The 20,586-nt window shown below is 34.5% G+C and carries 17 protein-coding genes and 1 tRNA gene; 13 read left to right on the top strand and 5 right to left on the bottom strand.

The genetic code is table 11. The annotated features are described in order from the left end of the window. Nucleotides 1-115 precede the first annotated feature (115 nt). The 4 genes from Q0X14_RS07685 to amrB all read left to right on the top strand — a co-directional run bounded on the left by Q0X14_RS07685 (nucleotide 116) and on the right by amrB (nucleotide 3,799). Nucleotides 116-1,495: a tryptophanase gene (locus tag Q0X14_RS07685; RefSeq protein ID WP_297836607.1), complete on the top strand. Its 1,380-nt coding sequence runs from the start codon at nucleotides 116-118 to the stop codon at nucleotides 1,493-1,495. Between the two features lie 121 nt (nucleotides 1,496-1,616). After that, nucleotides 1,617-2,411 carry a DUF4905 domain-containing protein gene (locus Q0X14_RS07680; RefSeq protein ID WP_297836604.1) on the top strand — a complete coding sequence of 265 codons (795 nt, stop codon included), beginning with the start codon at nucleotides 1,617-1,619 and terminating at the stop codon, nucleotides 2,409-2,411. A gap of 9 nt (nucleotides 2,412-2,420) precedes the next feature. After that, nucleotides 2,421-2,984, top strand: coding sequence for an AmmeMemoRadiSam system protein A (gene amrA / locus Q0X14_RS07675; RefSeq protein WP_297836601.1), 564 nt, complete (start codon nucleotides 2,421-2,423; stop codon nucleotides 2,982-2,984). Beyond that, complete coding sequence (amrB, locus tag Q0X14_RS07670; protein ID WP_297836598.1) at nucleotides 2,981-3,799, top strand: AmmeMemoRadiSam system protein B; 819 nt, start codon at nucleotides 2,981-2,983, stop codon at nucleotides 3,797-3,799. Before amrA ends, amrB begins: the two co-directional genes overlap by 4 nt. Before the next feature lie 7 nt (nucleotides 3,800-3,806). On the opposite strand, the gene Q0X14_RS07665 is transcribed toward amrB, so the two are convergent. After that, on the bottom strand, nucleotides 3,807-4,805 hold the full coding sequence (locus Q0X14_RS07665) for an inorganic phosphate transporter (RefSeq protein WP_297836595.1): 999 nt from the start codon (nucleotides 4,803-4,805) through the stop codon (nucleotides 3,807-3,809). Further along, complete coding sequence (locus Q0X14_RS07660) at nucleotides 4,805-5,416, bottom strand: DUF47 family protein (RefSeq protein WP_297836593.1); 612 nt, start codon at nucleotides 5,414-5,416, stop codon at nucleotides 4,805-4,807. The genes Q0X14_RS07665 and Q0X14_RS07660 overlap by 1 nt, the downstream gene beginning before the upstream one ends. A 136-nt stretch (nucleotides 5,417-5,552) precedes the next feature. Between Q0X14_RS07660 and Q0X14_RS07655 the strand changes: the two genes are divergently transcribed. The 3 genes from Q0X14_RS07655 (at nucleotide 5,553) to Q0X14_RS07645 (ending at nucleotide 10,325) form a co-directional block, all read left to right on the top strand. Further along, nucleotides 5,553-7,046 (top strand): glycine--tRNA ligase, encoded by a 1,494-nt coding sequence (locus Q0X14_RS07655; protein ID WP_297836591.1) that lies wholly within the window; start codon nucleotides 5,553-5,555, stop codon nucleotides 7,044-7,046. 360 nt (nucleotides 7,047-7,406) lie between these two features. Next, nucleotides 7,407-8,873: a glucosyl transferase gene (locus Q0X14_RS07650; protein WP_297836589.1), complete on the top strand. Its 1,467-nt coding sequence runs from the start codon at nucleotides 7,407-7,409 to the stop codon at nucleotides 8,871-8,873. 321 nt (nucleotides 8,874-9,194) lie between these two features. Next, entirely contained in the window at nucleotides 9,195-10,325 is a 1,131-nt protein-coding gene (locus Q0X14_RS07645; RefSeq protein WP_297836587.1) for a tetratricopeptide repeat protein, read from the top strand. A 36-nt stretch (nucleotides 10,326-10,361) separates the two neighbouring features. Here the strand turns inward: Q0X14_RS07645 and porQ are convergent, their stop codons facing one another. Further along, nucleotides 10,362-11,297 (bottom strand): type IX secretion system protein PorQ, encoded by a 936-nt coding sequence (gene porQ / locus Q0X14_RS07640; RefSeq protein ID WP_297836585.1) that lies wholly within the window; start codon nucleotides 11,295-11,297, stop codon nucleotides 10,362-10,364. A gap of 140 nt (nucleotides 11,298-11,437) precedes the next feature. On the opposite strand from porQ, the gene Q0X14_RS07635 reads away from it, so the two are divergent. Continuing rightward, the gene (locus tag Q0X14_RS07635) at nucleotides 11,438-13,603 is read left to right on the top strand and encodes a S46 family peptidase (protein WP_297844704.1); all 2,166 of its coding nucleotides are present in this window, start codon (nucleotides 11,438-11,440) and stop codon (nucleotides 13,601-13,603) included. A 13-nt stretch (nucleotides 13,604-13,616) separates the two neighbouring features. Here Q0X14_RS07635 and Q0X14_RS07630 read toward each other — a convergent pair whose 3' ends face one another. Beyond that, nucleotides 13,617-14,540, bottom strand: a complete 924-nt coding sequence (locus Q0X14_RS07630) for an EamA family transporter (RefSeq protein ID WP_297844702.1) — start codon at nucleotides 14,538-14,540, stop codon at nucleotides 13,617-13,619. Between the two features lie 103 nt (nucleotides 14,541-14,643). On the opposite strand from Q0X14_RS07630, the gene Q0X14_RS07625 reads away from it, so the two are divergent. The 5 genes from Q0X14_RS07625 (at nucleotide 14,644) to Q0X14_RS07605 (ending at nucleotide 18,206) form a co-directional block, all read left to right on the top strand. Beyond that, nucleotides 14,644-16,752 (top strand): PAS domain S-box protein, encoded by a 2,109-nt coding sequence (locus tag Q0X14_RS07625; RefSeq protein WP_297844699.1) that lies wholly within the window; start codon nucleotides 14,644-14,646, stop codon nucleotides 16,750-16,752. Nucleotides 16,753-16,766: 14 nt separating this feature from the next. Further along, nucleotides 16,767-17,402, top strand: a complete 636-nt coding sequence (locus Q0X14_RS07620; RefSeq protein WP_297844697.1) for a response regulator transcription factor — start codon at nucleotides 16,767-16,769, stop codon at nucleotides 17,400-17,402. Nucleotides 17,403-17,498: 96 nt separating this feature from the next. Beyond that, nucleotides 17,499-17,876, top strand: coding sequence for a response regulator transcription factor (locus Q0X14_RS07615; protein ID WP_297844695.1), 378 nt, complete (start codon nucleotides 17,499-17,501; stop codon nucleotides 17,874-17,876). A 76-nt stretch (nucleotides 17,877-17,952) separates the two neighbouring features. Next, a tRNA-Asn gene (locus tag Q0X14_RS07610) sits at nucleotides 17,953-18,027 on the top strand. A 41-nt stretch (nucleotides 18,028-18,068) separates the two neighbouring features. Next, nucleotides 18,069-18,206, top strand: a complete 138-nt coding sequence (locus Q0X14_RS07605) for a GIY-YIG nuclease family protein (protein ID WP_297844692.1) — start codon at nucleotides 18,069-18,071, stop codon at nucleotides 18,204-18,206. 271 nt (nucleotides 18,207-18,477) lie between these two features. On the opposite strand, the gene Q0X14_RS07600 is transcribed toward Q0X14_RS07605, so the two are convergent. Continuing rightward, nucleotides 18,478-20,577, bottom strand: a complete 2,100-nt coding sequence (locus Q0X14_RS07600) for a glycoside hydrolase family 97 protein (protein ID WP_297844689.1) — start codon at nucleotides 20,575-20,577, stop codon at nucleotides 18,478-18,480. Nucleotides 20,578-20,586: the final 9 nt, after the last annotated feature.

The raw sequence follows: 20,586 nt of genomic DNA, 5'->3' as shown, positions 1-20,586 counted from the left end.
AAGAAATCACAAAGTAAAATTATATGAGCGGAAATCTGTTTATTCAAAAGTATAATTGATATAATATTTAGCTTAATTTTGTATGTAGAATTATTCATTTTTCCAGGATACATAAATGAAATACAAAACCATCATCGAACCATTCAAAATCAAATCGGTTGAACCAATCAGATTTACCACAAGAGAAGAAAGAGAAGTGCTTTTAAAAGAAGCAGGATATAATCCTTTTATGCTTCATTCAGATGATGTGCTGATTGATTTGCTTACAGACAGCGGAACTTCAGCAATGAGTTCAAAACAATGGGCTGGAATTATGGAAGGTGATGAAGCTTATGCTGGTTCGAAAAGTTTCTATCGTTTCGAAGCTGTTGTAAGAAGTATTACTCAGATGAAACATATTATTCCCACGCATCAGGGAAGAGCTGCTGAGAAAATTTTATTTTCAATTGTTGGCGGACCGGGAAAATATTTTCCAAACAATACACACTTCGACACTACTCGGGCAAATATTGAATTCACCGGCTCAGAAGCAGTTGATTTACTTAACGAAGTTGGTAAACATCCTGAACAACGAGCTGACTTTAAAGGAAATATGGACATAGAAAAACTTGAAGCATTCATTAAAGAAAAAGGTCCTGAAAATATTCCGCTCTGTATGATCACTGTTACAAATAATTCCGGCGGCGGACAACCGGTTTCGATGCAGAATATCAGAAAGACAAAAGAAATCTGTAAAAAATATGGAATTCCATTATTCCTTGATGCTTGTCGTTTTGCTGAAAATGCTTACTTCATTAAACTTCGTGAAAAGGGTTATGAAAATAAAACTCCACTTGAAATTGCCCAGGAAATGTTTTCTTATGCAGATGGTGTAACTATGAGCGCAAAGAAAGATGCGCTTGTAAACATTGGTGGTTTTCTGGCATTGAATGATGATGAGCTTGCAATGAAATGTAGAAATCTTTTAATAGTTACGGAAGGTTTCCCAACTTACGGTGGATTGGCAGGAAGAGATTTGGAAGCAGTTGCTCAGGGTTTACTTGAAGTTCTTGATGAACACTATCTCCAGTACAGGATAAGAAGTGTTGAATATCTCGGTGAAAAATTAATTTCTTTTGGAGTACCAATAATTGAACCTCCCGGCGGACATGCAATTTATATTGATGCAAAAAGATTTACTCCACATATTCCACCTGAACAATATCCAGGACAATCAATTGTGTGCGAACTTTATCTTGAAGGCGGAGTTCGTGCAGTTGAAATCGGAAGTGTGATGTTCGGGAAATATGATAAACAGGGAAAACTTATTCCTGCTATGATGGAGCTTGTTCGTCTGGCAATTCCGAGAAGGGTTTATACACAAAGTCATGTTGATTATCTGATTGAAGTTATATCTGAGGTTTATAAAAAGAGAAATGAACTGAAAGGTTACAGAATAACCTATGAAGCACCAATACTCAGACACTTTACAGCTAAGTTTGAACCGATAAAATAGGAATGAAATGGCACGCAGATGACACTGATTGAACAGATCAAACACAGATTAAAATCAATGCAAATCTATAAAATCTGTGTTGTCTGCGTGCTATTTAGCTCTTAAGTAAATGGAGTTTTTAATGGTTATTAAAAATTTATATAAATACGATCGAGGCAGACAGATTTTCCGATTGCTTCCAACCGAAACAGGTAAACTTTTAATTGAAGAAAGAGACAGAAACATAAAAGAAGCTTTTTTTAATTGTCTTGATATTCATACGGGAAAAGAAATTTTCTCTGACTTACAATTCGATGAAAAATACTGGATTGGCATTGAATCGATATACAAAGATGTAATTCTTTTCCATCGCTTTGAGCGACCTGATTTGCCAAATCACAAAGGAATAATTGCTTATGATATAAAATCGCAAACAGTTCTTTGGGAAAATCCAAATTCCTTTTTATATGCCGGTGATGATAAAATAGTGTTTATGACTTTTGAATCAGGAATAAAAGGATTAGTTGCAGTCGATTATCTTAGCGGTGAATTGATAGAAGATGGAAGAACAATTATGGGAATCATTCCTGAGAAAGAGGAACACGGTTCTTATATTTATTCAAAAAGAATCCCTTTGACGGAACTTGATAAAGTTGCTGGAGAAACTTCTGGAAAAATATTTTCTGATTATCTGATAAAAGGAGATATTAATTTTGCACATAGAGATAAATTCTCTTTTTACAATTTCCATCACATTACGGAAAATGGAAAGCTGGACAATCTGTTCTTCGCAATTGATGAAAGTGGAACTATTCTTCTGAAAGAAACACTAAATAAAGGGCTGGATAAATTAGAGCCCGAATCATTTTTTATAAAAGACGATTTGCTCTTTTTGTTATTTGGTTCTTCAGGACTTGGAGTTTATCAAATTATCTGAGAGGTGACTATGAACATCTCCAAAGAAGCAAAAATTTTTTTGCTCAAAGCTGCGCGACAATCAATAGGAACAATGTTTGGTGGAAAGGAACCGGCAAAACCCGATTATGAAAAATTCCCCGAACTGAAATCCGAATCAGGTGCATTCGTAACTCTTACAATTAATAAACAACTTCGCGGATGTATTGGTTATATAATCGGACAAGGGCCTTTATTCGAAACAGTTTGTGATGCTGCAATTCAAGCAGCTTTTAACGATCCAAGGTTTCCTTCATTAACAGAAAAAGAATTTGATAAAATTAAAATTGAGATTTCTGTTTTAGGAAATTTCACTCCAATTAAATCTTATGATGATATTATTATTGGTAAACATGGTTTGCTGCTTGAGGAAGGAGGCAGAGGTTTACTTCTTCCTCAAGTCGCCACTGAACATAATATGACAAGAGATGAATTTCTTACTGCACTTTGTCATAAAGCCGGATTGTATGGTAATTACTGGAAAGAACGGGTTTTGAAAATCAAAACTTTTACGGCAGAAGTTTTTTCTGAAGATGATTTTAAGGAGGAGCTATGAAAAAAATAAGACCACCACATGTTGCCGGTTACTTTTATCCTGCTGATCCCGTTACACTTCACAATGAAATACAAAGAATGCTTGATGAAACAAAAACTGAAAAATCATTTAACAAAATTGTTGGTATTGTTTCACCGCACGCAGGTTATATGTACTCAGGCAAAACCGCTGCTTATGCTTATAATATTCTGAAAGGGAAAAACTATAAAACTGCAATAGTGATTTCACCAAGCCATTCCGAATATTTTCCCGGAATTTCTGTTTATGACGGTGATGCTTACGAAACTCCACTCGGTGTAGTTGAAATTGATGAAGAGAAAGCTAACAAGCTTGTTGAAGGGAGTAAACTGATTTTCAGAGGAATTCAAGGTCATCGAAGAGAACACGCTCTCGAAGTTCAGATACCTTTTCTGCAATCTGTGCTGGAAGATTTTAAAATTGTTCCGTTGGTTATGGGAGACCAAAGTAGTGTATTCGTAAATGAGCTTGCAAGAAAATTAGCTGAAGTTATGGATGAGGAAACAATTATTATTGCAAGTTCTGATCTATCACATTTCTATAATGCAAACCAGGCAAATCAACTTGATTCGGTAGTTGAAAAAAGAATTAATGATTTTGATTATGAACAACTTCAGAAAGATTTGGATTCACATCGTTGTGAAGCATGTGGTGGCGGACCGATTGTTGCAATGATGAAAGCTGCTGCTCTTAAAAATTATAACAAAGCAAAAGTATTGAAACGAACCGATTCCGGCGATGTAACAGGTGACAAATCGGAAGTGGTAGGATATCTTTCAGCTGTTGTTTATGAATAAAATTAAATTAAAACCAACTTCCGATTTTAGTTGATATTTCGTAAGTAAGCATAGCAAACAGTGCTGAAAGCGGTATAGTGAGAATCCACGCCCATAAAATGTTTCTTGCAACACCCCAACGGACTGCTGAAAGAGATTTTGTTGCACCAACTCCGATTATTGCACCAGTTATAGTGTGAGTTGTACTTACGGGAATTCCAAAAATAGTTGCTCCGATTATAGTCAATCCCGCTGATGTTTCTGCGCTGAATCCTCCGAACGGAGTAAGTTTAGTTACGCGCATTCCCAATGTTCTGATAACTTTCCATCCTCCAACCAAAGTTCCAAGTGCAATAACACTGTGACTTAGTAACACTACACTGAAAGGAACATGAAAAGTATTTCCTAACACACCATTTGTAAACAAAATGACTGTAATTATTCCAATAGTTTTTTGCGCATCATTTGAACCGTGACTTAAGCTATAAATTGCTGCTGAAACTAACTGAAGTTTTCTGAAATATTTATCAACTTTGCGGGGAGGCATATTTTTTACTATCCAAAGAGTAACAACAGAAAAAAATAAAGCTATAACTAACCCAAGTATTGGAGCCAGAATAATAAAAATTAAAACTTTTATATATCCTGAAAGGATGATTGCATCAATTCCGGCTTTGATTAAACCAGCACCGCCATAACCTCCTATTATTGCATGAGAGACACTAATTGGTAATCCAAGATGCGTTGCTGTTGCAGTCAGAAGAATCGCACCAACTAAGCCGGAAAAAATCACATAGTTATCAACGATGTTTACATCAACAATGCCTTTCCCGATTGTAGTTGCAACACTTACTCCGAAGAAAAATGCAGCTGCAAAATTAAAAAATGCAGCCCAGGCGACTGCTTGTAAGGGAGTCAACACTCTGGTTGAAACTATTGTTGCAATTGAGTTTGCAGCATCGTTCATTCCGTTATAGAAATCGAAAATCAATGCGAGGAGAACAATACTTATAACTATTGTTGTCATCAGGTATTCTTCAGGAAAATTGATAAGATTACATTTGCAGTTGATTGACATCTGTCTGAAATTCTCTCAAGCAAGTCAAGAATTTCTTTTTTCTTAATAAGATTAATTGCATTTGTCTCCTGTTCAAATAATTCTTTCATTGCAGTCTGATAAACACGATCAGCTTCCGATTCAAGGTCTTTAACTGCTTTCATCTCATTTATTCTTTTGACTTTCAAATCCTGAATTGCTACACCGAGTTCGTTTATCTGTTCCTGAACGATTGCAGCCATTCTGTCAGCGTGATTAATTTTTTTATCAATTACAAAAGTATCAACACGGGCTGCAGCTCCTAAAAGCATATCACTGATGTCATCAAGTCGTTTTACCAAAGCAAAAATGTCTTCTCTGTCAAATGGTGTTATGTAAGTTTTATTAAGTCGCTTTGTAATTCGTGAGGAAATTTCGTCACATCTGACTTCAAGTGGTTTCATTTTGAGGAAGTTATTCTTATCCGGTACTTCAGCATCAAAAAGCTCTTTATTAAATTTTGCCATCTCTTCGATGTGGAAGATCATTTCTTTGAAATCTTCAAAGTATTTCTCTTCCTTAGGTAGGATTTTCTTTAACATAACTCTCCTGTAAAAAATTTTTTCCTTCGACATTCAAACCTATGTACTAAAAGGTTATTTAAACAAGTATCAGCTCACTAAGAAATTACCGGCTGTTTTCTTATATTCGCAACCAATTAAAAATCAGGAGTATTTTGTGAGCGATAAGAAAAATAAACCTGCAGATGCAGTTGCAAATATTGTCTCTCTAGCAAAACGAAGAGGTTTCGTATTTCAATCAAGTGAAATTTATGGCGGATTAAACGGTTGCTGGGATTATGGTCCGCTTGGTGTTGAGCTCCTCAGAAATATAAAAGAAGAATGGTGGAAAGCTATGACTTTCCGTGAAGATGTAGAAGGGATTGATGCAGCTATTCTTATGCATCCGAGAGTTTGGGAAGCATCGGGACATGTTGAGAATTTTACTGATCCAATGATTGATTGTAAAGTTTGTAAAGCCCGATTCAGACTTGATGTTCTTGGTGATTCGATAAGCGATAAGAAAAAAGAAAAAGCACTTAATGATTTGAAGTTTGAAATTAAAGACAATTCAGTGCTACTTGAAAAACTGGAAAATAAACTTGCCAAACCAGGCGATGAAGATCCTTTTAATCTTATTCTTGAAGATAACGATTTAGGTAAGTTACTTCTTTCAAAATTAAATTGTCCTCAATGTGGTAATCTGAATTCATTTACTGATGCAAGAAAATTTAATCTGATGTTCAAGACTTTTATCGGTCCTGTTGAAGACAGCAGTGCGGTTGTTTACCTGCGACCTGAAACCGCACAGGGAATTTTCGTCAACTTTCTTAATGTTCAAAGTTCTGCACGACAGAAATTACCCTTTGGAATAGCACAAATCGGAAAAGCATTTCGCAATGAAATCAACACAAAGAATTTTCTCTTCCGCACAAGAGAATTTGAACAGATGGAAATGCAGTTCTTTGTAAATCCGAAAAATGATAAACAATGGTACGACTACTGGAAAGCCGAAAGACTTCAGTGGTATAAATCTCTTGGTATGAATCCGAATAAACTTCGTTATCACGATCATCCTGCAAATAAACTGGCTCACTACGCAAAAGAAGCAACAGATATTGAATATGAATTTCCTTTTGGCTGGGGAGAGATTGAAGGTATTCATAACCGCACTGATTTTGACTTAAGCAGACACGAAGAATACTCAGGTAAATCATTAAAGTACTTTGATGATGAGACTAAAGAGAAATATATTCCGTATATAATCGAAACTTCCGCCGGTGCAAGCAGAGGTTTTATGGCTTTTCTGATTGATGCTTATTATGAAGAAGAAGTTAATGGTGAAATGAGATCAGTTCTTAAATTCCATCCTAAACTTGCACCGATAAAAGCCGCAATTTTTCCTTTAGTTAATAAAGACGGAATGCCGGAGATTGCCCGTGAAATCGAAAAAGATCTCAGACGGAATTTTAAAGTATTTTATGATGATAAAGGTGCAATCGGAAGAAGATACAGAAGGCAGGATGAAGCAGGAACTCCGTTCTGCATAACTGTTGATACACAAACTCTCGAAGACAGAACTGTAACTGTCCGTGATCGTGATTCAATGTTGCAGGAAAGAGTAAGCGTTGATCAGTTATCAAAATATTTGAATGATAAAATAATATTGTAATCCCACTTTAAACTTTTTTTAGGGAACGAACTCCTGTTCGTTCCTGATGTGTTGAATTGTTGCGGTTCGGACAGAGTCCGAACCCTACAATGAAGATTCTAAAATGTTCGTAGAATATAGATTCTTCGTTGCTTCGCTGCTCAAAATGACAATTTTGTTTTCCTTTTAATCAGCTTGTCAACAAATCTATCGTCAAACTTTTTTACAACATTCTGAGTTCACAAACCTCTGAAAAAATTTATTAAGTTATTCCGAACGAAGTGAGGAATCTTTAAATTTATCTGGTTTTTGAAGCAACGATAAACTAATTTTCTTTTGCACAGTGTTTGTATTATTGATAACAGCAACGGAGAAATCCTAATGCTAATATTATCCTTTTATAAGTCAATCAATCAATTTAATAATCATTCAGTCATTCAACCATTCATTCAGCCATTCATTCATTCAATCACTCAACCATTTCTACGCTCTGTTGAGTTATTCCTTTTTTTAAGTATGACTATACTGCTATTTGGTTGCAAGCAAACCACAGAGCCAAAGCTTGAGGCAGAGCTTAAACTTGAACTTGAAGATGTAAGTTGCACAGAAGCTTGGATAAAACTGACAACCACAAATCTCCAATTGCCAGCAACAGTAAATCTGCTGCAAGACGGTAATCTTTCTGAAACAATCAACCTGTTGGGTGCAGACACGGTGTTATATGTTGACTCACTACTACCAAACCAAACATACAAATTTCAGGTAACCATTCAGCTTTACATGCCGAAGGCAGGCATTCAACCATTCAATCATTCAGGTTTACCTGCCGAAGGCAGGCATTCAAGCAATGAGCTTACGGTAACGACAATGGACACCACAAGCCACAACTTTACCTGGCAGAGCTGGGAGTTTGGGCAGCACAGCAGCAGCACGCTTTACGATGTAGCGATAATAGATGAAAACAACATCTGGGCGGTTGGTGAGATTTATATGCTTGACTCACTCGGCAACCCTGACCCGAACGCATACAACGCAGTCCATTGGGATGGAACTAAGTGGGAATTGAAGAGGATATATTTTTATACTTTTTGTGGTCAACAAAGTATGGGTTCGTATCCTGCAAAATCAATTTTTGCTTTCGGACCGAATGATATTTGGATTGGAATGGATGGTTCTCAAGTGGTAAGATGGAATGGGCAAAGCCAATCAGAGCCAATTTGTACACCAGTATCAATCAACAAACTCTGGGGCAGCTCGAGTGAGAATTTATTTGCAGTAGGTAATAATGGCAACATAGCGCACTGGGATGGACGTAAGTGGACGAAGATAGAAAGCGGGACGACTGTGAACTTAAAGTCTGTATCCGGAAATAATAATGATTTGTTTATTAGTGGCTACTCTTTAGATCAGAGTGAGAGTGTGCTATTGAGACTAACAAATTATCAAACAAGAACAGTTTGGTATAACAATAAAATAAATGGCACCGATCCATACGGAAATATAATATACAGTTCAAAAGTAATAGACAATAATTTATTTCTTTCAAGTAACAGAGGCATATATAGAGAGACCTTAGGAATAAATAATCAGACAAAATATTTATTTCCAATACCCCGACGAGTATATCGGATAGAGGGAGAAAAGTCAAATGATGTTTATACGGTTGGTACAAGCTCGAGCATTAATCATTACAATGGAATAAATAAAAGAGAAGTATATATAGACTTCACATCAACATCAGCATTGTATGGTGCTGATTCAAAACTGAATACTATAGTAGGAGTCGGAACAAAGGTACAGAATGCAATATACCATAAAGCAATTATAATAGTTGGAAAAAGAAATTGAAAAAAAAAGGAGATTAAAAATGAAATTAATTTAACAGTCCAGGAATTATTTGTCACTCTTTGTTCTGATTTGTTGGAAGGAAGATTCTTCGTCGCTTCGCTCCTCAGAATGACAATTATGTTTTTGGAACTTAATCAGAAAAGATTCTAAACTCTTTGTGAAAAATTATAAAGAGCGGGTGAAGTTGTCCGCTCTTTTTTGCGCAGTCAATAATGAAACCTCCGAGGTCTTAATAATTTCGGAGGCTTCTTGTTTGTATTTGATTTTTCACTTGTTTATCTGACTAATCATTCAAAAATTTAATTCAAAATTTTTTAGGTTATGAAAAAAATCATCCTGTTTATCTTTTTGTTGACCAATTTATTTGCACAGCAATCAGATTTTGAGTCTCGTGTTGAATTGGGAATAAAGCAAATCTATAATATCAAATTTGAAGATGCAGAAAAAACATTTCGCTCACTGATTGCTGATTATCCAAATCATCCTGCCGGAAGATTTTTTCTTGCAATGATTGACTGGTGGAAAATTCTGCTCGATGTTGAAAATGAATCCCACGACGAAATTTTCTTTCAGAAACTTGAAGATGTAATTTTTCAATGCGATAAAATTTTAGAAAAAGAGCCTGATAATGTTGAGGCGCTGTTCTTCAAAGGAGGTTCAATCGGATTTCGCGGAAGATTACGATCATTGCGTGAAAGCTGGCTTAAAGCTGCTGATGACGGAAGGGAAGCTTTGCCAATTGTTGAAAGGGCTTCGAAACTTGATCCAAATAATCTTGATGTTCAGCTTGGCTTTGGAATCTATAATTATTATGCTGCTGTGATTCCTGAAGAATATCCAATGATAAAACCGCTCATGATTTTTTTCCCAAGTGGAAATAAAGAAGAAGGTCTGAAGCAATTAAGAAACACTGCATTCAATGGAAAGTATGCAAAGTACGAAGCGAGATACTTTCTGATGACTATTTACTATCGTTATGAATCTAATCCCTGGCAGGCGGAAGAGTTTGCTAAAATTCTTCTTGATGATTTCCCGGATAATCCTACATTCCAAAGATGGCTTGGAAGAATTTATGTGCGACAAGGGAAAATGCAACTTGCTGATTCACTGTTCAAAGATGTTCTAAGAAAAGCAAATGAAAATTATTACGGATATAACTTTCCTGTGGCACTTCGCGAAGCTAATTATTATGTTGGATACAATTACAAATTGAACAATGAACTCGATTCGGCAAAAATTTATTTGTCAAAATGTGCTGAAATATCTAAACAGATTGATAAAGAAGAAGAATCCGGATTTCTAATAAACTCAATTCTGTATCTTGCACAAATAAGTGAAGCAAAGAAACTTTTTGAAGAAGCGATCAGTTATTATGAACAATTACTTAAAATGCGTGATTGGGGAAATTCACATTCTATTGCTGAAATGAATCTGAAAAGATTAAAAGGTTAAAAAGCCGTAAGCTGATTAACCTACGGCTTTCAAAACTTAAAACGAAGTTGAAATTCCTATTCTGTGCAATGCGCCAACCAATCCAAGTGATGAATAACCATAATTAAAATTATATTCTGAAATTTTTGCTCCAAGTCCTATGTTAAATCCTGCAATGCCTGCTGTGGTTCCAATCTTCAAATCTGATCTTCTTTCATTATCATAACCGAGGCGAAGAGTTAATACTTTGCTTAGATTAATTTCTGTTCCCACTGAAAATGCTTTAAATCTCTGCGTAAAGTTTTCTCTATCCTCATTCAATCTGTGAAAATCAAGTGATAATCTTACAGGAATTTTTTCAAGCTTTTTTGAAATACCAATCGTTACATCCAATGGAAGTTCTTCTTTAAGACTGTAATAACTTGATATCTGTGAACCAAGATTTAAAATTGAAAATCCGATATTTATAAATTGTTCTGGTATAGTGTAATGCAATCCCAAATCCGCAGCAATTGCATTTGACGAGCGATCAGCTATACTCGAATAAATGAATTTTACATTAGCACCATAATAAAAATTTGCATCGAGTAAATTGGAATATCCGACAATCATAGCAAGCTCGCCTGCACCAAATTCTCCGGTTCTGTTTCCAAACTCATCTGCCTCATCAAAGCTTCCATAATTTATATATCTGACTGCAGCACCAAATCTACCTAAATTTTCAAACTCTGTAGAGAAAGAAACACTTGCAAGATTTATATCCATCAAATGTTTTACGAATGAAAATGAAACGGGATTATTTTCAAGCATACTAATACCGGCAGGATTATAAAAGATAACATCAGGATCATCATTATTGGCAACAAAACTGCCTCCGAGCGCTGCTGCTCTGGCACTCATATCAAGTTTAAGAAACTCATAGGTGTTTTGAGAATAACTAAAAGATGAAATGATTAGGACTAAAATTGCCGGAATTAAAAATATTCTTTTCATTATTTCTCCAAATTTTCTGGCACTATTTAACTATATACAAATATAAAGGCAAGGGAATTCTTTGGTAAAAGAGTATAAAATTTTTTCTAAAAGTAATCATCAATTTATATTTAGAAAGATAAATAACAGGAATAATTACGATGAAAAATAATCTCTTAAAACGAATCAGCTTTCTTCTCACATCTATAGCGATAATAGTTTCATTTGCCTTCATTCCTCCCAAACCGGATGAAGGAATGTATCCTTTGAGTGATATCCGAAAATTAAATCTTAATGAGAAAGGTCTAAAAATTTCTGTTGATGAATTGTATAATCCGGATGGTGCCAGTCTCGTTGATGCGTTAGTTCGACTTGGTGGCTGCACTGGTTCTTTTGTTTCACCCGAAGGATTAATAATTACAAATCATCATTGTGTTTTTGGTTCAGTGCAAAGAGCAAGCACAATTGAAAACAACTATCTTGAAAATGGATTTGTAGCTCAGACGAAAGAGCAGGAAATTCCCGCCGAAGGTTTAACTGCACGAATAACTGTTTCTTATGAAGATGTTAGTTCTGAAGTACTTCAGGCAGCGGAGAATGTTGATGATATTTCAAAAAGGGCAAAAGCAATTTCGGATAAGATATCAGAAATTGTGAAGAGAGAAGAATCAAAAGACAGCACAATTAAAGCAGAAGTATCAGAAATGTTTGTTGGCGAACAATATGTTCTGTTCAGATATAAAATGATTAATGATATCCGACTTGTATATGTTCCACCCAGATCAATTGGTGAATTCGGTGGCGAATCGGATAATTGGATTTGGCCAAGACACACAGGTGATTTTTCTTTTGTTCGTGCTTATGTTGCACCTGATGGCTCTCCGGCAAAATACTCAAAAGATAATGTACCTTTTAAACCAAAAAGATTTTTAACAGTTAATCCAAATGGAATTAATGAGGAGGATTTCGTTTTCATTCTTGGTTATCCCGGAAGAACTTACAAAAATATGCCTGCAAGATTTGTCGAATATCATTATAAATATCAGCTACCTTACATTCAGAATTTATTCTCCTGGCTTATCAATCTTTATACAAAACGAGGTGAGAACGATCCTGAGTTTGCGTTAAAAATTTCTTCAACCATTAAGGGATTGGCAAACACGGAAAAAAATTATCGTGGTAAAATTCAGGGAATAAGAAATCTTGATTTGATTAACAGAAAACTTGAGGAAGAAAAAAATCTTTTGAAGTTTATAAATTCAAATCAGGAACTCAAATCAAAATATGGAAAACTTCCTGATGAAATAAATCAACTTTATGATGATGTTTTTGAAAGCGGAAGAAGACTTTTTGTATTGAATTTTTTAAGAAACTATGTGTCTTATTACAGACTTGCGGATTTGTTCGTAGATTATAAAACCGAACAATTGAAAGATGAAAGTGAAAGAAAATCCAATTACAAAGAATCGAACAAAGATAAACTGATTGCTGAAATTGAAAATATTTATAAGAATCGAAAAGCTGATCTTGAACCACAGATTTTTATGAAGATTTACGGTGATGCATCAGAATTTGATGAGCTGAAAAATATAGAACCATTTTCTTCTTTTAGAAGTGTTGTAAATGAAGAAGAATATGTAAATAAACTTTTCGCGAATACTTTTATAGCTGATAAAGAAAGATTCATCGAAAGATTATTTGATAAAGATTTTACTGTTGAAAATTCTAATGATGATTTAATAAAAATAGCAAACCAACTTTATCAGTTAAAGAATGAAGAGCAAAAAAGACAACAAATAAGAGATGGTAAATCGAATATCCTGCTTGCACAATTTAATGAAGTCAAGAGAATCTGGTTAAATAAAAACTTTATTCCAGATGCAAACAGCACATTGCGTTTAACTTTTGGTTATGTAAGAGGATATTCACCAAGAGATGCTGTTTATTACTCTCCAATAAGTTCATTGAAAGGAATGATTGAAAAATCTTTTGAAGGTGGTGATTACAGAATTTACGAAAAGATTAAAGAAGTTTATGCTAAAAAAGATTTTGGAAAATTCATTCATCCAAAACTGAATGATGTACCGGTTGCATTTATTTATAACACTGATACAAGCGGCGGAAATTCAGGAAGTCCGATTATGGATGCTTATGGAAGATTAGTCGGAGTAAACTTCGACAGATGTTTTGAAGCTACAATAAATGATTATGCCTGGAATGAAACATATAGTCGTTCAATCGGAGTTGATATAAGATTTGTACTTTGGGTTGTTCAGAAAATTGGCAAAGCGGATTTTCTTCTAAAAGAGATGAATATTAACCTTTAATTTCATTTTGTTGTCAGGTGCTCGATTGAGTGCCTGACAACTTCCTGACTAAATTTACTTCACTTCCTTTCTTTACTAACATAACACCTGCAATAATTAGAATAGCTGCAATTATCATATAGAAATTTAATTTCTCATTCAAAACAAACCAGCCAAGAAATACAGCAATTATAGGATTGATGTAAGCATAAGTTGAGACCAAAGAAAGTGGTAAATGTTCTATCGCATAAATGTATGAGCCATAACCTAATATCGAACCAAAAACAATCAGATAGGAAAGCGAATAGATTCCTTCCTGATTTATCTTCACCTGAGAAATTTCTCCAAGAATAATTCCAAGTAAAGTTTGTGCTATACCTGCAACAAGCATCTGAACGGCAGCACTCATCAACGGATGTGCATTTATCTTTTTATGCTTTGAATAAACTGAACCAAGAGACCACGCTATTACAGCTCCGAGAATACTGAGTACTCCGATTAGATAATCTTTATTAAATAAATCCTTCCAGTTATCTCCGAAAATTGCGCTTACTCCAACTAAACCAAGTAGTAAACCGGAAATAATAAATTTATTAAAAACTGATTTCTTAACGGCAAGTGAATCAAATCCAACAATCCAGAATGGAACGGTTGTAATAAGCAGAGCTGCCAATCCACTGCTAATGAATTGTTCTCCGGTAACAACCAAACCATTCCCAAATCCCAACATCAATAAGCCCATCACAGCAATATGTTTTAAGTCTTTAAGCGGAGGAAATTTTTTGTGAGAAAGTTTTAGCACACTTACAAAAATTACTCCGGCAATTATCCATCTTATTCCTGCAAACAGCATTGGTGGAATATGAGCAACACCAATTCTGATAGCCAGATAAGTTGTTCCCCAAACAATGCAAACAGAAATCCAGGCGAGATAACCCTTAAGTTTGTATTCAGCCATTTGTCAATTATAAAATTTTAATGATAAAAATTACTAGCTTAAATTATTGTATGTTTTAAGATAAAGTCCGATTTTTCAGAAGCACTTATCACACAATAAAATTATGCCCGAAAACCTAAAGCAAAAAATATTAAGTTTTGTCAGAGCATTTAAGATTCCTCTTATCTATTTGATATTAAGCACAATCTGGATTTTCACATCAGATGCATTTGTGGAAAGACTCACTTCAAATCCGAATGAGTTAACAAGACTTCAGACCGTTAAGGGTTGGATATTTGTTTTTGCATCAACTTTACTTCTGTACTTTTTAATAAAATATGATAGAAAAAAAATTGAAGATGCTTTGAGAATCGAAAAGTCTGCAAGAGAACAAGCCGAGCTGATGAAAAAGAAAATTGCTGATGAACAGGAAAAAACGAAAATGATAATTGAATATGCTTCAGAAGGAATCTTTATTGCCGATGAAAAAGGAAAATATATTGATGTTAATCCCGTTGGATGCAGAATGCTTGGATACAGCAAAGAAGAGTTACTTGAAAAGAATCTTCGTGATTTAATTTATTATGATAGTTCAGCTTCGCCTCTTGCTCTGGATAAACTTTTAGCAGGTGAGACTGTTACAGTTGAAAGAAAATTGAAAAAGAAAGATGGAAGCATCCTTCATTGCGAAATTGTTGCTAAGATGCTTCCTGATAAAAGATTTCAGGGATTAGTAAGAGATATTTCTGAACGAAAACATGCAGAAGATATTCTAAAACAAAGTGAAGAAAGATTCAGAGCATTTTTTAATTCCGATGTTATTGGAACATTCTATGGTGATTTGAATGGAAATGTTTTTTCAGCAAATGACGAGTTTCTTAGAATTCTTGGATTAACCAAAGAAGATATTGTAAATGAAAAAATCAGAATTCAGAATTTTACTCCACCAGAGTATTTTACACTCGATGAAGAAAATATAAGGAGTGCAGTTGTAATAGGTTCCTGTCATCCATATGAAAAGCAATTCATAAAGAAGAACGGTGAACGGATTTGGGTGCTTGTTGGATTCGTAGTAGTAGGGAATAAACGGGATGAAATTCTTGGTTATGCTCTCGACCTTACAAAGTTAAAAGAAACAGAAGAAAACTATAAGAGACTTTACATCGAAAATGAGGAGTTACTTCAAAGACTTCAGTTGCATCTGGAAAGAATCCCTCTTGCTTATCTGATTATTGATAAAGATTTCAAAATAAAATTTTTTAATCCCGAAGCCGAAAAGATTTTTGGTTATACCAACAAAGAAGTAAAAGGAAAAGATCCTTATGAATTTTTGATCCCCGAATCATCAAAACCTTTGGTTGAAGAGAAAAGAAAAAGATGGATACTCGGTGATATGAATGCGAATGGAATCAATGAGAACATCACAAAAGATGGAAGAATAATATTATGCGAATGGTATAATACTCCAATACTTGATGAAAATGGGAATCTCGTTGAAGTAATATCAATGGGAATAGATGTTACCGAAAGAGAAAAATCAAAAGAGGAGTTGATTAAATCTGAGCAGAAGCTGAGAGCACTTGCCTCACATCTTCAATCAGTAAGAGAAGAAGAAAGAGCAGCTATTGCAAGAGAACTGCACGATGAGCTGGGACAAATTCTTACATCAGTAAAAATGAATCTGATGATGATGACCAAACAGGTAATTCAGGAAGATGAATCTTTTGATAAAACAATTTTCGAAAATGAAATTCAATCAATGAATGAAATGATTGAACACTCAGTAAGAAGATTGAAAAAGCTTATTTCGGAGTTAAGACCAGAAGTTCTTGATAATCTCGGTTTAATTCCTGCAGTTGAATGGTTAGTTGAGCAGTTTATTTCACGTTCAGGAATCAAAGTCAATTATTCGCCAAAGATTAAGAATATTGATTTGCCAAAAGACAAACAATTAAATATATATCGCATTATTCAGGAATCACTAACAAATGTGTTGCGACACTCTCAAGCAAATGAAATTAATTTGAATATATTTGAATCAGACAATAATATTTGTATTGAAATTAAAGATAACGGAAGAGGATTTAGTCTGGATAAATTAGACCCTCTTCATTCAATCGGAATTACAGGAATGAAAGAAAGGGCTTTGACATTCGGAGCTAAACTCAAAATTGAATCACTTCCCGGTTCAGGTACATCGGTATTGCTAAGTGTTCCTAAAAATAATAATTAAAAAACGGAACCACCATGAAACCATTGAAAGTCTACTTGGCCGACGACCATCTACTCATTAGAGAAGGATTGAAAAAAATCCTTTCATCTGAAAAAAATTTTACGATTGTTGGAGAATCCGGTGATCCCGATGAAGTTCTTGATTTTATAAATGATAATGAAGTTGATATTCTGATACTTGATTTAAATATGCCCGGCAGAAGCGGTTTGGATATTCTTAAGCATGTAAAAAATATTAAGCCGGAAGTTAAAGTTCTGATTTTAAGCATGTATTCAGAAGATCAGTTTGGTGAAAGAACAATTAAAGCCGGTGCTTCCGGATATATTACTAAAGAATCAGCTTCTGAAGAATTACTAAATGCTCTTCATAAAATCGCTAAAGGTGGCAATTATGTAAGTCCGGCTTTTGCAGAGAAATTATTATTCAGAAAACAAAACATTCCTGATAAAAAACCACACGAGATTCTCTCCGATCGCGAATTTCAAATAATGATTCTATTAGCTAAAGGTAAAACTCAGGTCGAAATTTCAAATGAACTTGCTCTCAGTTCAAGTACTGTCAATACTTATCGTTCCCGCATACTTGAAAAGCTAAACCTGAAATCGAATGCAGAAATAATTCGATACGCTATTCAGAATAATCTCATCTAAGAATTCTTGTCGTAAAAATACTACAAACAAATCAGACTTTGTCCAGAGGAATTCTTTCGGGAAAATCCTTAAATACGGATTAGGAATTGCAATGTTATGCAAAAACTAAAATTATATATTGTAGATGATTCACCTTATGTAAGAAAAAGCTTAGTGCGTGTATTCAGTGAAGTTGAAAAAGTTGAGATAATTGGGGAAGGTGCAAATGTTAAATCTGCACTAAAATTTCTTTCAGAAAATGATCCGGATGTATGCCTATTGGATTATAATTTACCAGATGGTACTGCTGTGGATTTAATAAAATATTCGAGTTATAAAAGCAAAGATGTTATTAATATTGTAATTTCTAACTTTGCTGATGAACAAATGAAAAAAATGATATTGCGTGCAGGTGCCAATTATTTTTTTGATAAAGCAAATGAAATTGATGAATTAACTGATCTGATAATAAAACTTGCCTCAGAGAAAAAATAAACACTATAATAATCTGAAAATCAGCTTGACAAAGAAGGGGTGCAACATTATTTTTGAACGCAATTTTTAATGAAATTCCGCGATAGCTCAATGGTGGAGCATCCGGCTGTTAACCGGAGGGTTGCAGGTTCGAGTCCTGCTCGCGGAGCCAACAAAAACAAAACCTCAGATATTCTCTGGGGTTTTTTAGTTATGTACACAGTATATACAATCTATTCAGAGAAGTTCAACAAGATTTATATTGGTCAAACTGAAAATATTGAGCGCAGAATGTTTGAGCACAATAATGGTTTGTTATCAGTTTATTCAAAAAGATATCAACCGTGGTAACTGGTTTATAGAGAGGAATATCCGACAAGAGCAGAGGCTATGAAGCGGGAGAGACAGTTAAAATCGCAAAAAGGACGGGAATTTATTTGGAATCTGATTAAACAGAAACATCAACAATAAATTAGCCGGTTACAGGTTCGATCCGTTAGCTAACGGACTGCTCGCGGAGCCAACAGCCGCAGATAAAACATTAGGGCTTTTTATTTGGTAATTATTGAAAATTAGAAGACTTCCAATCAAATAAATACCTCAGTTAACAAAATCAAACAAATTATTTTTTTATAAATGATATTGCACAACCTCCGCCTTCTGCCAAACGGATTTTAATTTTATCGGAGTTAGTTACAACTCTTTTCTCAATTTTATAAGACATTGGATTTGTTTTCCAGTTTGCATCGTTTGAATCACAATAAAAAATAGCTTCATAATTTCCTTCATCCAAAAATTCGAGAGACAATTCAAATTCTCTTTCATTTTCATCCGTTACAGCACCAAGAAACCAGTTTTCAGAATTTCTATCTTTTCTTGCAATCACTATAAAATCACCAGGTTCTGCGCTTAATACTTTTTTTCTTTGCCAGTCAACTGGTACATCAACAATGAATTGAAATGCGTCAGGAAATCTTTCATAATTTTCTGGTAAATCAGCAGCCATTTGAATCGGACTATACATTATCACAAAAAGAGCAAGTTGTTTTGCCAATGTTGTGTGCACCTGAAATTTGTTTCCGGGATTATAGTAATCCATTTTAATCTGAAAAATTCCCGGAGTGTAATCCATTGGTCCGCCAATAAGTCTTGTGAATGGTAAAATGGTTTCGTGTTCAGGTGGGTTTCCATCACTCCATGCATTAAACTCATTTCCTCGCGATGCTTCAGCAGAAAGCCAGTTTGGATAAGTTCTGTGCAAACCGGTTGGTCTTACTGATTCGTGAGAATCAATACAAATTTTTTCTTTGGCAGCTTTTTCAAGAACACGAGTAAAATGATTAACCATCCATTGTCCATCATGATGTTCGCCTCTTGGAATTATTCTTCCAACATATCCAGTCTTAATGGAATTATAATTATAATTTTTCAAAAATCTAAAAGCTTCATCCAATCTTCGCTCATAATTGGTAACTGAAGCAGATGTTTCATGATGCATTATGAGATTTACTGATTTTGCTTTCGAGTAGTTACTTACTTCCTCAACATCAAAATCTGGATATGGAGTAATAAAATCGAAAACATTTTCTTTCCAGTGACCAAACCAATCTTCCCAACCAACATTCCAACCTTCAATCAATACAGCATCAAAACCATATTTTGCTGCAAAGTCGATGTATCTTTTTGTTCTTTCGGTTGTTGCGCCGTGTTTTCCATTTGGTTTTAGATTTTTCCAATCGGTCGCTTCTATTCTGATGTTATCCAGGTCTGCATAATTCCAACTATACAGACCAACATGCATTCCCCACCAAATTCCTATATACTTTTGTGGTTTTATCCAGCTTACATCTTTTATTTTAGAAGGTTCATTAAGATTTAAGATGAGATTTGATTCCAGAATCTTTTCAGCTTTCTCTGAAACAATTATTGTTCGCCATGGAGTACTGAACGGAGTTTGCAGATAAGCTTTATTTCCAAAGATGTCAGGACAAAGGTGAGATCTTAGAACAAAACTTTCTTTGTCAACTTCAAGGTACATAACAGGATAATCAAGTAGGGCAGCTTCGTGAATGTTAATATATAATCCATCGTCGCTTTTTAGCATCAATGGAGTTTGAACAAAATTATTCCCGGGAATTGATTTTACAATTATATCATCGAAGCTTAATCCTTTAGCAGAATTCACTTCTGATATTCTGGAAGTTGTGTAAGTATATTCCTGTGAGTCATAATCTCCGGGAATCCAGAATGCCTTGTGATTTCCCGAAAGTGAAAATTCAGAAAGTTCATCTTTTACAATAAAATATTTCAGATTTTCCTGTTTTGGAAATTCGTATCTGAATCCAAGTCCATCATTAAAAATTCTAAAAGTAATTATTAACTGTCTTTCTGATGATTCTTGTTTTAAAGCTACTTTTACTTCATTGAATTGATTTAATATCGAATCAATCTCACCCCAGACTGTTGGCCACTTTTCGCTAACATAACTCTGATCTATGTTTTCAACTTTAAATGAACTATAAAAATCATCATTCTCATTTAGGATAAATCCAAGTTTACTACTCTTCACAACGAATTTGTCTTTGAACTTTAATTGATAATAAAGCTCACCCTTTTCGTTTATGCTAATGCTTAATTGAAGATTCTTATCAGGTGAATAGTAAGTTTGGGCAATACTGACATTAAACAATAAAATAGAAATAAGCAGTAAAAATTTTTTCATATCAAAACC

Source organism: Ignavibacterium sp., from assembly GCF_025998815.1.
GTDB lineage: Bacteria > Bacteroidota > Ignavibacteria > Ignavibacteriales > Ignavibacteriaceae > Ignavibacterium.
The sequence above is the reverse complement of the archived record's forward strand: the minus strand, read 5'-3'. Positions and strand labels throughout refer to the sequence as shown.